This window comes from Streptomyces sp. NPDC107581 (genome assembly GCF_055657175.1).
In genome coordinates, this window is sequence record NZ_JBVKBH010000005.1 from 169,607 (window position 1) to 182,986 (window position 13,380).

A 13,380-nucleotide genomic window follows, 5' to 3' on the forward strand; every position below is an offset into this window, starting at 1 on the left:
CGTTCCTCGACGGAGAGGACGTTCCATGTCCCCCGAGGTACCACCACCGACCCGACGCGCCGTACTGCGGGCAGGTGCCTGCGGGCTGCTGGGCGCCGCGGCCGGCGGCTGCGGGTTCATGCCCGCGAAGGCGCCCGACGCCCAGCAGCTCGCCCCGGTCAAGGCCCGCGTCGACGGTGATCTCGTCTACTTCAACTGGGCCGACTACGTCGACCCGTCCGTGTTCAAGGGCTTCGAGAAGGAGTACGGCGTCAAGGTCGTCCAGTCGAACTTCGACTCGATGGAGGGCATGGTCGCCAAGCTCAACGCCGGCAACCGCTACGACATCGTCTTTCCCACCGCCAAATGGGCCCAGCGCCTGGTCCGCGGTGGCCGGCTGCGCCGGATCGACCACTCCCAGCTCCCCCACACGCACGCCATATTCGGCACCTACGCCTACTTCGCCGACCCCTGGTACGACCCCGGCTCCGCGCACACCGTCCCCTTCACCGCCTACAAGACCGGCATCGGCTGGCGCCGGGACCGGATCGGCGAACTGACCGGTTCCTGGAAGGACCTGTGGAGCGACAGGGCACGGGGCAAGGTCTTCCTGCTGGACGACCGCGACGAGGTCCTCGGCATGGGCGCCCTCGAACTCGGCCTGGACGTCAGCACCGGGCACACCGGCGACCTGGACCGCATCACCTCCCTGCTGGGCACCCTGCGCCCGCGGCTGCGCGGCTTCTCCAGCGACAGCTACAACAACCTCCTCAACGGCAACGCGGTCATGACGCAGGCGTGGAGCGGCGACATGGCCGCCATGCTCAACCAGGCCAAGGACCCCTCGGTGTTCGGCTTCGAGGCCCCCCGGGAGGGCACGCCGATCAACTCCGACTGCTACGCCATCCCCTGGAACGCGCCCCACCCCGGCACCGCGATGCTGTTCATCGACTACATGCTGCGGCCGGAGAACGTGAAGAAGAACATCGAGTACATCGGCTACCCGATGCCGGTGGCCGGCACCGAGAAGACCTACGCCGACCTGGTCAAACCCTTCCCCGAGTGCCTGGTCACCGAGGACGACCTGAAGGCGGACCTCTTCTTCCGCAACGGCAGCCGCGCGGCGGAGGACGCCCGCGACACCGCCTGGACCCATGTGAAGGCGGGCTGACATGGCACTGCTGCGCCACTCCTCGCGCTCCCGCCGCCGCGGTCCGGACGCCACCGGCACCCGCATGTGGACCTGGTTCATGCTGCCCGGCACCCTGTGGATGACGGGCTTCCTGATCGCGTCGCTGGTGCTCGTCGCCGTCCTCGCGGTCGGCACCACCGACGACCTCGGCAACCCGCGCTTCGGCTTCGACCTGTCCGGCGTGCGCGCCCTCGCCGATCCGGCCTACACCGAGGTCCTGGCCCGCTCCCTCGGCTACGCCGTGCTGACCTGCGCGATCTGCCTGCTGATCGCCTACCCGGTGGCGTACACCATCGCCCTGCACGGCGGACGGTACAAGCACGCGCTGATCGCCGCGATCGTCGTGCCGTTCTTCGCCAACTACCTGGTCCGGATGTACGGCTGGTCGGTGGTCCTCTCCGACGACGGCCCCGTGCTGCGCGCCCTGCGTGCCGTCGGACTCGCCGACGGGAACACGAAGATCCTCAACACCGGCGTCGGTGTGGTCGCCGGACTCGTCTACGGCTTCGTCGTCTTCATGATCATCCCGCTCTACGCGGCCCTGGAACGGCTGGACGTCTCCCTCATCGAGGCCGGCCGCGACCTGTACGGCGGCCCGGTCCGCACCTTCTTCCACGTCACCGTGCCCGCGACGCGGCAGGGCGCGGCGGCCGGACTCGTGCTGGTCTTCCTGCCCTCCATGGGCGACTTCGTCAGCGCACAGCTCATGGGAGGCCCGGACCAGATCATGATCGGCAATCTCATCCAGGACAAGTTCTTCCAGGGGCAGAACTGGCCGCTGGGCTCCGCGCTCACCATGCTGCTGATGCTGGTCCTGCTGATCGGGATGCTGGGTTATCTGCGGCGCACCCGCAAGGACGAGGCGGAGGCCCGCCGATGACCATGGTCAGGCCGCCCTCCGTCACCGCCCCGTCCCGTCCGGCCGCGCGGACCCGCGCACGCCGCGGGCGCGGACGCGCCGACCGCAGGCCCCGCATCCTCATCGCCGTCACCGCGCTCTTCTTCGCACTGCTCTACCTGCCCATCGGCGTCGTCGCCCTGTTCTCCTTCAACTCGAAGAAGTCCCTGACCGTCTTCGGCGGGTTCAGCCTGCGCTGGTACCGGGCCTTCGCCCACGACGACGTCCTCATCTCCTCCCTGGGGACCAGCCTGCGGATCTCCCTGGTGGCGATGGCCGGTTCGGTCGTCCTCGGGGTGGCGCTCGCGCTCGGCCTGGTCCGCTGCCGCACCCGGCTCGGCTCGCTGGCCGGCCTGATCATGCTGGTGCCGCTGATCACGCCGGAGATCGTCACGGGTGTCGCGTCGATGCTGCTGTTCAAGGGGCTGGGCGTGGCCCTGTCCACCGGCACGGTGATGCTCGCCGAGATCACCTTCTCGATCTCGTACGTCACGGTCGTGCTGCGGTCCCGGGTCGCCGCGCTGAACCCCGAGGTGGAGGAGGCCGCGATGGACCTCGGTGCCACCCGCTGGCAGGCGGTCCGCCTGGTGACCCTGCCGGCCCTGCTGCCCGCGGTCCTCGCCAGCGCCGTACTGATCTTCGCGCTGGTCTTCGACGACTTCGTCCTCGCCTACTTCACCACCGGCGTCGATCCGCAGCCGCTGTCCGTGCGGATCTACTCGGCCATCCGTTTCGGGGTACAGCCGACCATCAACGCCGTCGGCACGCTGATGCTCGCGGGATCCATCTGCCTGATCGCCCTCGCCCTGTTCATCCCGCGCCTCTTCGGCCGCCGCGGCGGCCTCGACATCCTCTCCGGAGAGTGATCCATGGACGCGACCCCCGCCGTCCGGCTCGACGGCGTCTCCAAGCAGTTCGCGGACTCCTACGCCGTCCACCGTCTCGACCTCGACATCGAGGCCGGCCACTTCTTCTCGCTGCTGGGCCCCTCCGGCTGCGGGAAGACCACCTCGCTGCGCATGATCGGCGGGTTCAGCGACCCCACCGAGGGGTCGGTGCTGCTCGCCGGTGAGGACGTGACCGCGCTGCCGCCGAACCGGCGCAACGTCAACACGGTCTTCCAGAGCTACGCGCTGTTCGACCATCTCAGCGTCGCCGACAACGTGGCCTTCGGCCTCAAGCGCAAGGGTGTCGCCAAGGCCGAGACTCGCCGGCGTGCCGGTGAGATGCTGGAGCTGGTCCAGCTCGCCGGTCTCGCCGACCGCAAGCCCCGTACGCTCTCCGGCGGCCAGCGCCAGCGTGTCGCCCTCGCCCGGGCGCTCGTCAACCGTCCGGCCGTGCTGCTCCTGGACGAGCCGCTGGCCGCCCTCGACCTGAAGCTGCGCCGGCAGATGCAGGTCGAGCTGAAGCAGATCCAGCGCGAGGTGGGCATCACCTTCGTCTTCGTCACCCATGACCAGGACGAGGCGCTGACCATGTCCGACCGGATCGCGGTGATGAACGCGGGACGCGTCGAGCAGTGCGGCACCCCCGAGGACATCTACGAACACCCCGCCACCCGCTTCGTCGCGTCCTTCATGGGCACCTCCAACCTGATGACCGGCACCTACCGGGACGGTGCGGTCGCCCTGGACCAGGGTCCCGCCCTGCCCGTCGGTCCCCGGACCGGTATCGCGGACGGCACCGCCGTGAGCGTGTCCGTGCGCCCCGAGAAGATCTGGCTGTCGGACTTCGAACCGGGCATGTCGATGCTGAGCGGAGTGATCCGCGAGACCGTCTACAGCGGCCCTACGACGACCTACCTCATCGACCTCGCCCCCGGCGTCACGCTGTCGGTGCTGGAGCAGAACACGGCCCGCGCGCGCATGGAGGACCGCTGGAACGGCGGCGAGAGGGTGGAGTTCGGCTGGCGGCCCGAGCACTGCCTGGTCCTGGCCTGATCCCACCCCAGAACGGAAGCGAAGCTGATGCATCACGACGTGATCGTGCTCGGCGCCGGTCTCGCCGGGCTCTGCGCCGCCCGGGACCTGGCGGCCGCCGGCACCGACGTGCTCGTCCTGGAGGCCCGGGACCGCGTCGGCGGGCGGGTCGAGCAGACCCGGACGCCGGACGGCCGCACCGTCCAGCTGGGCGGTGAGGTGGTCGGCCACGGGCACACCGCCTACCTCCGACTTGCCAAGGAACTCGGCCTGGAGCTGGTCCCCAGCTATGTCGAGGAGCCCGGCCGGATCACCCGTGCCACCCCCGAGGGCCGCTCGGCCGGCGAGCCGCCGCACTGGTTCGGACCCGGGGACGCCGCCCTGCACGAGGGGCTCGGCGCGGAGTTCGGCGCCCTGGCCGCCACGGTCGACCCCGACGATCCCTGGTCGCATCCGGACGCGGCCGTCCTGGACCGGCTGTCCGTGGCCGACTGGCTGCGTTCCCGGCACGCCACGCCGGCCGTGGTCCGTCTGTGGGACATCGGCCAGCTCGCCCTGGCCGGCGGTTCCTATGAGCGGATCTCCCTGCTGGCCGCCCTCCGCAAGAGCGCGGCCGTCCCCGGCGCGGGCACGGGCGACTACGACTACGCCGACTGGGAGGGGCTGCGGCTGTCGGAGGGGTCGGCGACCCTCGCCGAGGTCATGGGGCGCGAGCTGGGGGCGCGCGTCCGGCTCGGCTCCCCCGTCGCGGCCCTGACGATACGTCCGGGGCGCAGCGCGGTGCGGCTGGTGACCGGCGAGGTGCTCACCGCGGGGGCCGTGGTCAGCGCCCTTCCGGTGGGGCCCCTGCGGTCCGTGGCCGTCAGCGGCGTGAGCGAGGCCCGGCTGGCCTCACTGCACCGGCAGCGCCACGCGACGGCCGCGAAGTTCGCCGCCGTCTACGACCGTCCCTTCTGGCGGGAGGCCGGTCTGAACGGCCTGTCCGAGTCCGAGGGTGTGCTGGGCAGCACCTGGCCGCAGAACGAGGGCGTCCTTTCGGCACTGATCCCGCCGGAGCGGTACGGCGTCCTGCTCGGCACCCCGCCCCAGCTGCGCACCCCCGAACTGCTCGCCGAGGCGGCCGCCATGTTCGGTGCCGAGGCGCTGCGCCCGTCCGCCTGTCACCTGCGGCTGTGGGGCACCGACCCGTGGACGCAGGGCTACGTCACCCAGTGGCCGCCGGGCGAGGTCATGGCGGTCGGTCCGCTGCACGGCACCCATGAACCGCCGTTCTACGTCTGCGGCTCCGACCAGTGGGTCGCCGGATACATGGAGGGCGCCGTCCGCACCGGCCGGGCCGCCGCCGAGGAGGCCCTGCGCCGTGGCTGACACCGACCGCCTCACCACCGTCCTCAACCACATCGACGGCAAGGACCGGCCGGCCGTCTCGGGTGCCACCCTGCGGCTGGTCGACCCGGCCACCGGTCTCGCCCACGGCACGGCCCCGCTGTCCGGTCCCGAGGACGTGGACGCGGCCTGCGGGGCCGCGCAGGAGGCCCTGCACGTCTGGGCGGCCACGACCCCGGCACAGCGGCAGTCCGCGCTGCTGCGCATCGCCGACGCGATGGAGCGGGAGGCGGCGGCGCTGGCGAGCGCCGAGGTGGCCGACACGGGCAAGCCGCGTGCCCTGTTCCTGGCGGACGAACTGCCCGCGATCGTGGACGTGCTGCGGTACTTCGCCGGAGCCGCCCGCAATCTGCCGGGCGCCGCGGCGGCTGAGTACACGCCGGGCCGCACCTCGGTGCTGCGGCGCGAGCCGGTCGGCGTCTGTGCCCAGATCACGCCGTGGAACTACCCGCTCATGATGGCGGTGTGGAAGCTCGCTCCCGCACTCGCCGCCGGCAACACGGTCGTGCTGAAGCCGTCCGACACCACGCCGTCGTCGGCAGCGCTCCTGGCCCGGCTGGCCGCCGGGCATCTGCCGTCCGGGGTGCTGAACGTGGTGTGCGGCGACCGTGGCACCGGGCGCCGCCTCGTCGCCCACCCGTGCGTGCGGCTGGTGGCGGTCACGGGCAGTGTCCGCGCGGGGCAGGAGATCGCCGCCGCGGCGGCCGGCGACCTCAAGCGGCTCCACCTGGAACTCGGCGGCAACGCCCCGGTTCTGGTCCACGAGGACGCCGATCTCGACGACGCGGTCGAGCAGTTGTCGTCGCTGGCCTACTACAACGCGGGGCAGGACTGCACGGCCCCCGCCAGGATCCTGGTGGACCGCAGGATCCACGACACCTTCCTGGACCGCTTCGCCGACCGGGCCGCCCGGCGGAGGCCCGGAGCCCCGGACGACGCTCGCGCCGATTTCGGCCCGCTCGCCAACGCCGCCCAACTAGCGGCGGTACAGGGCCTGTTGGACCGTCTCCCGGATCACGGCGAGGTCGTCGTCGGGGGCGCGGCCGTGGACCGTCCCGGCTACTTCCACCAGGCCACGGTGATCGCCGGAGTGCGGCAGGAGGACGAGATCGTACAGAGCGAGGTGTTCGGTCCGGTCGTCACCGTGCAGCCGTTCACCGACGAGGCGGAGGCCGTCCGGATGGCGAACGGCGTCGTCCAGGGGCTCGCGGCGAGCGTCTGGACCCGTGACCACGACCGTGCCATGCGTGCGAGCCGTACGCTGCGCACCGGCATCGTCTGGGTCAACACCCACGGCACGACGGTGTCGGAGATGCCGCACGGCGGCGTCCGCCACTCCGGCTACGGCAGTGACCTCTCGCTCACCGGCCTGCTCGACTACACACAGGTCAAACACGTCATGCTGTGACGGCCGCCCCGGACGCCGAAGCGCACGCATGACGGCCGCCTCCACCACCGGACCGGCCCGGACGGTCACGCTCCGCTCGGGCCGGTTCGGTGGTGCAGGCGGCCGGACAGGTGGTGCCGGCCGGCGCCGCCCCGCACGGCGACGGGCGTCCGCGGCGTGGCCACCTGGAGGCGGTCGGTCACTCCCGGCCGGTCTCCAGCACCTTCTTGAGGGTGGCCAGTTCGATGTCGACCAGGTCGGTCTGCTCCCTGAAGACGGCTTCGCTCAGGGTCGGCGGCTGGTAGAAGGTCATCATGAATTCGGCGCCGTCGCCGTTGGGGACGGCGCGCGCCGGGACGCGCCAGGCGGCGGTGTCGTCCACGAAGTCGTGGTCGAGGACGCCGGACTCGGCGTTGGCGTGCAGACGCAGCCTGGCCGGGCCCTGCGGGGTGGACATGCGCCACCAGTCCGGGTCGTCGGTGGGCTCGATGGACTGGACGTTCACCACCGCCCACCGGGTCCAGTTCGCGGGGTCGGCCAGGAAGGCGTAGACCTGCTCGTAGGGGCGGTCGATGCTGACGGTCTTGGTGACGGAGGTCGCGAGGCTCATCGTGCGCTCCTTTCAGGGGGCGTCGTGCTGTGCTGCGGAATGGGTCTCGCCCACCAGATGCCGGATCCAGTCCTCCAGCTGACGACGCCGGCCGGCGTCGAGCGAGCCGAAGTAGTGGGCGTCGTTGCGGTCGGCGAGCTCGGCCAGGACCGGTACGAGGTCCTGGCCCTCGCGGGTCAGTACGAGCCGGACCGTGCGCCGTGAGGCGGGGTCGGGCTCGCGGCGCATCAGGGCCTTGGCCGCGAGACGGTCGACCAGGCGGGAGACCGCCCCGGGGTCGATGTCCATGTGTGCGGCCACGGCCTTGGTGGTGTCGTGGCCGTGGAAGACGCTGATCATCACGCCCCACTGGGAGACGGTGACGTCGTGCCTGCCGAGTTCGGCCTCGAACCGGCTGTGGACCTCGTCGGACAGGCGACGAAGCCAGTAGCCGAGGTGATCGTGGAGTCCGCTTGTCCTGCTCACTCGTCCATCATGCTTGTCGCGACAACTCTTGTCAAGGCAACTGTGTGGACTGCCGATGCCGAGACAGATCCCCGGACCCTTCGCCCGGACGACCGACGGCGCGCGCGGAGGCCCCGTCACGGGCGCCCGGGGACGACAGGGCCCGCACGCCACCCGACGGCCGGGCCCGCACAACCACCCGACGGCCAGGCCCGCACAACCACCCGACGGCCAGGCCCGCCGCCGAACAGGACGGCCCGCGATCGGAGTTCACGGGCTCGCGGCCTTCCCGGCCGACACCTTCCGATCGTCGCCGACCCCGGTGGACAGGACCCCTCGCTCTCCCTATTGTTCGTTCGAACGAACAGAACTGGAGGGTAATCGTGCACATTGCTGGGGCAACCGTTCTGCTTACCGGAGTCACGGGCGGCATCGGCGGCTCGATCGCTGCCGGGATGTCCGCTCGCGGTGCGGATCTCATACTCACCGGACGGCGGCGCGAGGCACTGGAGCCGCTCGCCGAGCGCTACGGCGCGCGCACGATCCTCGCCGATCTCGCCGATCCCGGTGATGTGCAGCGCCTCGCCGAGGAAGCGGCGGGTACGGACATCCTGATCGCCAACGCCGCCCTGCCCTCCAGTGGCGACGTGCTCGACTACACGCCGGACCAGATCGACCGGGCACTCGCGGTGAACCTGCGTGCGCCGGCGATGCTGGCCCGGCTGCTGGCCCCCGGCATGATGACCGCGGGGCGCGGACACATCTGCTTCGTCGGATCACTGTCGGGGCTGGCGGCGACCAGGTCGTCGTCCATGTACACCGCCACCAAGTTCGGCCTGCGCGGCTTCTCGCTCGCCTTCCGCCAGGATCTGCACGGCACGGGCGTGGGCGTCTCGATCGTCCAGCCGGGGTTCGTACGCGATCTGGGGATGTTCGCGAACACCGGGTCGCCGACGCCCGGCGGAGTCCGCACCGTCGCGCCGGAGCAGGTCGTCAAGGGCGTGATTCGGGCGATCGAGCGCGATGTCGCCGAAATCAACGTGGCCCCGGCCGAGTTGAAGTTCCTCACCAGGATCGCGTCCCAGTTCCCGGGGTTCGCGGAGCGTGTGCAACGGCGGGCGGGCGCGGAACGGACCGTGAACGCGATCGTGGCGGCGCAGCGGTCGAGCCGCTGAGCCGTCGAGAATGCCGCCGCCACCGGGGCGTCCCACTGTGGCCGGATTAATCGTCTGACGGTCGTTCGAACGCCGCGATACTCAGGGCTGGGCAATCCGCCCCAAACTCCCGCCTTCGGAGGCAACTGTGTCTCAGCCCAGTGTTTCCACCACCGCAGTGCTCGACGCCTGGCTGTCGGGCGCCGAGAGCGCCTACGGCCGGCTCAACCCCGCCGGGCCGCTCTATGTCGGCGGCAGAGCCGCCGAGGCCGCGCTCACCGACCCGAGCGACTCCCTGTACGGCTTCTGCTCCAGCCCGAGCGGTTCGCACGGCAGCTGGTGCTGCTGACCCTCTGCCGCACGGCGATGTCCGCACGACCTGAGCGCGGTGGAACTGCAGCTCGCGCAGTTCCACCGCGCTTCTTTCGAAGGCGCCGGCAGGGCGCGAACGCGGGGCGAACGGGAGGGCGAACGGTGAGCGGTTCGGTGCCGGAGAGCGGGAGCGGGTCGGAATGGTTCGCAGAGCCCGTACGGAGCCTCGCCCGTCCCTGGCGGGAGGAACTGGCCCGGCGCCTGACCGCCGTCGACGCCCTGCACCCGGAGGAACGGGAGACCCTTCTGGAGGCCGGTCACACGGCCCTGCTCAGGTCGCTGCACGCCAAACTCTCCCGCCTCTTCCTGATCGAACTGCACGCGCTGCGCATGGCGCAGGGCGCGGCACCCGACGCCGGGCCTGCCGGGGACGTCTCCGGGGAGCGCACCTGGGCCGCGTTCATCGAGCTGGCCGCGGAGGAGGGCTACCTCGACAAGCTGAGCAGCCGCTATCCGGGCGTCGGCGCGCGGGTAGCGTCGGTTGCGCGGCTGTCCGTGGCGGCCACGACCGCCTTCGCGGAACGGCTCGCCGCGGATCGCGCGCTGCTGCGGCCGCTGCTCGGACGGCCCGCGGGGCGGATCCGTGCCGTGGCGTTCGGGGCGGGTGACAGCCATCGGGGCGGTCTCACCGTCAGCCGGGTCGACTTCGCCGAGGCACGCGTCATGTACAAGCCCCGGCCGTCGGAGGCCGACATGGCGCTGGGCGCCCTGCTGGACGAGGTGTTCGCGGACCTCCCGGGCGCGCCCGCGCCCGACGAGCGCATCCGGGTGCCGCGGACGCTGGCGCGCGAGGGCTACGGCTGGGCGGAGTTCGTCCACCACCGCTACTGCGCCGACGACACCGAACTCGCCGCCTTCTACCGCAACATGGGGCACTGGCTGGCCGTCCTGCGCTTGTGCGGCGGCACCGACATGCACGCCGAGAACATGATCGCCGCGGGCCCGGTGCCGGTGATCGTGGACGCCGAGACGCTCTTCGACGCGCCGGCGCCCTTCCCGCCCAGCGGCCGGGGCGACGCGGTGGACCTGGCGGCGGCGGCCATCCGCCGTACGGTGCTGCGCACGGGGCTGCTGCCGGTGCGGGGCACCGGATTCGCGCTCGGCGGGGTGGACATCTCCGGGGTGGGGGCGCTGCCCGGCCAGCAGCCGCTGATCCCGAACCCGGTGATCGCGGACGGCGGCACCGCGGCCGCCCGCTTCCAGGTCGACCTGGTGGCGATGCCCACCGCGGGCAACCACCCCAGCCGCACGCCCGTGCTGAGCGCGTACTGGGACCGGATCCTGGCCGGCTTCCGCGAGATGACCGCGCACCTGCGCCGTCCCGGCGTCGACCCGTACCGGCTGCTGTCCCGCTTCGAGGGCGCCCGGGCCCGGCGGATCCTGCGGCCGACCCAGGCGTACGTCGACATCGGCCGGATGCTCTGGCACCCGGCGTCGTTGCACGACGAGGCGGCGGCCGTCGAGCGGGCCCGGGACATCCTGCGGCGCAATGCCGAGGTGCTGCCCGGCGCGCCGACGGACCGCGCGGCCATCGACGCCGAGATCGCCGACCTCGTGGCCGGCGACGTACCGATGTTCGGGTTCACCGTGGACGCGGCCGCCGTGCGCGCCACGGTCGAGGACTGGCGCACCGCCGACTTCGCCCTGGAGGAGTCGATGATCCAGGACGCGCTGGTGGGCGCGTACCTCAATGAGCGGTCGCTGCCCGCGCGGGTGCAGGCCGCCGCCCGCGATCCGCACGCCGACCGCCGGGAGCCGCGCCGTCGCGCCCTGGCCGCGCAGCTGGTGCGGCGGCTGTGCGACGGGGCGGTGCGCGGCGAGGACGGCACGGTCACCTGGATCAGCCCCGTCTTCACTCCCGCGGGATGGTCGATCAGGGTGCTGCCCGCCGACCTCTACACCGGGCAGGGCGGGGTGGCGCTGACCCTGGCGGAGTACGTGGCCGAGGTGCGGGCCGGCCGGGCGGACGAGGTGCCCGGCGCGGCAGAGACCTTCGAGGGCGCTCTGCGTGTACTGATCAGCACCGAGGACCGGACGCCGACGCCGTCGGCCGGGGCGTTCAGCGGCGCCGCATCACAGGTGTGGACGTGGCTGGCACTGCACCGGGTGCTCGGCGAGGACTGGCTGCGCGCGCGGGCCGCCGACAGGGCGCTGCTGCTCGAGGGCGCACTGGTCGACGACGACATCGAGGTGGACCTGCTGAACGGAGCGGCCGGCGGCATCGTCCCGCTGCTCAACCTGGCCGCGGCGACCGAGCAGGACCGCTGGCTGGGCGCCGCCGCGCACATCGGCCGACGGCTGGCCCGGGGCGCCACGGTCGATGCCGGTGGTGCCCGCTGGACGACCCGGCTCAATCCCGAGGGCATCGGCGGCTTCGCCCATGGCGCGACCGGTATCGGCTGGGCGCTGGCCCGGCTCGCCCTCAGCGAGGCGGGCTCCGCGGCCGAACGGCGCGACTGGAATCGTCTTGCCGGACTGGCCTTCGCCTACCAGGAGTCCCTCTGGCAACCCGAACACGGCAACTGGCTCGATGTCCGCATCGGCGCCGAGGAGGACTTCTTCACCAGCTGGTGCCACGGCAGCGCGGGCATCGGGACCGGCATGCTCGACCTGTACCGGCGCACCGGCGATCCCGACCGGCTCGACATGGCCCGGCGCGCCGCGCGTGCCTGTGCCGCCGAGGGTTTCGGCTGGAGTCACACACTGTGCCACGGCGACCTGGGCCTCTGGCAGTTCCTCACGTCACTGGATTTCGGCGACCCTTCCGCCCTCGACGGTGAGATCCTCACGAGCCTTGAGCAACGCGGCCCGGTCGGCGGCCTGGCCCGCGAAGCGTTCTCCCCCAGCCTGATGTCGGGTCTGTCGGGAGTCGTCCACACCTTGCTCCGCATGCACCGTTCGGCTTCCCTGCCCGATCCCCTGGTCCTCGACTGACCGACCCGCTCAGGCGACTGGTCCCCTCGGCCGACTGTTCCCCCTCGGCCCTGGTCCGCTCGGCCGACTGGTCCGCTCGCTCGGCCGGCCGGTCCGCTCACACACTCGGCCGGTCGGCAGGTGCGCCGGCCGGCGGATCACGTGCCGGGGGCGGCTCTCCGCTGGGCCTGTTCGAACTCGGTGAGCGGGTCGCCGCCGGCCTGCCAGGGCCAGGCGGTCGCGATGCCGCCGAGCGTCTCGAAGACGGGACGGGCTTCGTGGCGCCGGTCGGCGGCCATCAGCGCGTAGGCGAGGATGTTGAGGTCGGCAAGCGCCTTGGCGTGCCGGAGGAATCCCGGCTGCACCCAGGTGTGCGCCACGCGGTCGAGGGCCTGGGCGGCCATCGCCTGGGACCAGTGATTGCGCGCCACCAGCGCTTCGAAGCCGCCCCGGTCGAGGACGGACTGGTACTGGAAGACCTGGGCGGTGAGTTCCGTCGCCGCGCAGGGCATGTTCGCGGGCATGCGCGCGCACAGGGCGTCCACGAACTCCAGCACCTGGATGCGCGAGCCCCCTTCTTCCGGGGTGAGATAGCCCAGCATGTTCAGGTAGGCCTCGCGGTTCCAGCGGTCGCGGGCGAGCACCTCGTTCCACACGCCGAACATTTGCGGCTGCTCCCAGCGCTCCAGGCGTGCCGCGCCCAGCACGACCACCCAGGGGGTGGGGTCGTCGGGGGTGAGTTCGGCGGCCCGCAGACAGCTGTCGATGGCGCCGGCCGTGTCGTCCAGGCTTCCCTGGGAGCGGGCGCGGGCCACCTCGGACCACGCGTACAGCACGAGTGCGCTCGCGTTGCGCGGCTCACGCGTGGCCCAGGAGCGGGGCAGATGCGATCCGGCCAGGAACTCCGCCAGGACGCCCATGCGGTGCGCACGGCGGTCCCAGTCGCCCGGGTCCTGGTCCAGGAGACGGGAGATCTGTGCCACGCACAGATCCGTCGTCGCGATCGTTCCCGTCCGCGTGGTCGCCAGCAGGGACTTCAGGAGCTTGCCCAGCTGCTGGTCGTCGAGTTCCGGGGCGAGGCGGGACCTTCTGCGGCGACTTGAAAGAAATGCCATGACCGGAGGCT

12 protein-coding genes are annotated in these 13,380 nt (G+C 71.9%); 9 read left to right on the plus strand and 3 right to left on the minus strand.

The window, feature by feature from the left end; all coding sequences use genetic code 11:
- Positions 1-25 precede the first annotated feature (25 nt).
- From ACZ7P3_RS14120 to ACZ7P3_RS14145, 6 genes are read left to right on the plus strand one after another with little or no spacing between them, the layout of a single operon-like run.
- Positions 26-1,150, plus strand: a complete 1,125-nt coding sequence (locus tag ACZ7P3_RS14120; protein ID WP_472081240.1) for a polyamine ABC transporter substrate-binding protein — start codon at positions 26-28, stop codon at positions 1,148-1,150.
- A gap of 1 nt (position 1,151) precedes the next feature.
- Positions 1,152-2,051, plus strand: a complete 900-nt coding sequence (locus ACZ7P3_RS14125; RefSeq protein ID WP_472081242.1) for an ABC transporter permease — start codon at positions 1,152-1,154, stop codon at positions 2,049-2,051.
- Positions 2,048-2,935 (plus strand): ABC transporter permease, encoded by an 888-nt coding sequence (locus ACZ7P3_RS14130; RefSeq protein WP_472081244.1) that lies wholly within the window; start codon positions 2,048-2,050, stop codon positions 2,933-2,935. Before ACZ7P3_RS14125 ends, ACZ7P3_RS14130 begins: the two co-directional genes overlap by 4 nt.
- Positions 2,936-2,938: 3 nt before the next feature.
- Positions 2,939-4,009, plus strand: a complete 1,071-nt coding sequence (locus ACZ7P3_RS14135; RefSeq protein WP_472081245.1) for an ABC transporter ATP-binding protein — start codon at positions 2,939-2,941, stop codon at positions 4,007-4,009.
- A 27-nt stretch (positions 4,010-4,036) separates the two neighbouring features.
- Positions 4,037-5,356: a flavin monoamine oxidase family protein gene (locus tag ACZ7P3_RS14140; protein WP_472081247.1), complete on the plus strand. Its 1,320-nt coding sequence runs from the start codon at positions 4,037-4,039 to the stop codon at positions 5,354-5,356.
- A complete protein-coding gene (locus ACZ7P3_RS14145) occupies positions 5,349-6,782 on the plus strand; it encodes an aminobutyraldehyde dehydrogenase (protein ID WP_472081249.1) in 1,434 nt (477 codons plus the stop codon). The genes ACZ7P3_RS14140 and ACZ7P3_RS14145 overlap by 8 nt, the downstream gene beginning before the upstream one ends.
- A gap of 178 nt (positions 6,783-6,960) precedes the next feature.
- Here the strand turns inward: ACZ7P3_RS14145 and ACZ7P3_RS14150 are convergent, their stop codons facing one another.
- Positions 6,961-7,371, minus strand: a complete 411-nt coding sequence (locus ACZ7P3_RS14150) for an SRPBCC family protein (protein WP_472081251.1) — start codon at positions 7,369-7,371, stop codon at positions 6,961-6,963.
- Positions 7,372-7,383: 12 nt separating this feature from the next.
- Positions 7,384-7,836 (minus strand): MarR family winged helix-turn-helix transcriptional regulator, encoded by a 453-nt coding sequence (locus ACZ7P3_RS14155; RefSeq protein ID WP_472081253.1) that lies wholly within the window; start codon positions 7,834-7,836, stop codon positions 7,384-7,386.
- 362 nt (positions 7,837-8,198) lie between these two features.
- On the opposite strand from ACZ7P3_RS14155, the gene ACZ7P3_RS14160 reads away from it, so the two are divergent.
- From ACZ7P3_RS14160 to ACZ7P3_RS14170, 3 genes are all read left to right on the plus strand, one after another.
- Positions 8,199-8,990: an SDR family NAD(P)-dependent oxidoreductase gene (locus ACZ7P3_RS14160; protein ID WP_472081255.1), complete on the plus strand. Its 792-nt coding sequence runs from the start codon at positions 8,199-8,201 to the stop codon at positions 8,988-8,990.
- 127 nt (positions 8,991-9,117) lie between these two features.
- On the plus strand, positions 9,118-9,318 hold the full coding sequence (locus ACZ7P3_RS14165) for a DUF6229 family protein (protein ID WP_472081257.1): 201 nt from the start codon (positions 9,118-9,120) through the stop codon (positions 9,316-9,318).
- 125 nt (positions 9,319-9,443) lie between these two features.
- Positions 9,444-12,275, plus strand: coding sequence for a type 2 lanthipeptide synthetase LanM family protein (locus ACZ7P3_RS14170; protein ID WP_472081259.1), 2,832 nt, complete (start codon positions 9,444-9,446; stop codon positions 12,273-12,275).
- Between the two features lie 137 nt (positions 12,276-12,412).
- Here the strand turns inward: ACZ7P3_RS14170 and ACZ7P3_RS14175 are convergent, their stop codons facing one another.
- Positions 12,413-13,369 (minus strand): hypothetical protein, encoded by a 957-nt coding sequence (locus ACZ7P3_RS14175; protein ID WP_472081261.1) that lies wholly within the window; start codon positions 13,367-13,369, stop codon positions 12,413-12,415.
- Between the last annotated feature and the right edge of the window lie 11 nt (positions 13,370-13,380).

What these genes read in the sequence shown, in the direction of transcription:
- ACZ7P3_RS14125 (WP_472081242.1), top strand. Translation starts at nt 1,152, where the DNA reads ATGGCACTGCTGCGCCACTCCTCGCGCTCCCGCCGCCGCGGTCCGGAC.
- ACZ7P3_RS14140 (WP_472081247.1), top strand. Translation starts at nt 4,037, where the DNA reads ATGCATCACGACGTGATCGTGCTCGGCGCCGGTCTCGCCGGGCTCTGC.
- ACZ7P3_RS14135 (WP_472081245.1), top strand. Translation starts at nt 2,939, where the DNA reads ATGGACGCGACCCCCGCCGTCCGGCTCGACGGCGTCTCCAAGCAGTTC.
- ACZ7P3_RS14150 (WP_472081251.1), bottom strand. Translation starts at nt 7,371, where the DNA reads ATGAGCCTCGCGACCTCCGTCACCAAGACCGTCAGCATCGACCGCCCC.
- ACZ7P3_RS14130 (WP_472081244.1), top strand. Translation starts at nt 2,048, where the DNA reads ATGACCATGGTCAGGCCGCCCTCCGTCACCGCCCCGTCCCGTCCGGCC.
- ACZ7P3_RS14175 (WP_472081261.1), bottom strand. Translation starts at nt 13,369, where the DNA reads ATGGCATTTCTTTCAAGTCGCCGCAGAAGGTCCCGCCTCGCCCCGGAA.
- ACZ7P3_RS14120 (WP_472081240.1), top strand. Translation starts at nt 26, where the DNA reads ATGTCCCCCGAGGTACCACCACCGACCCGACGCGCCGTACTGCGGGCA.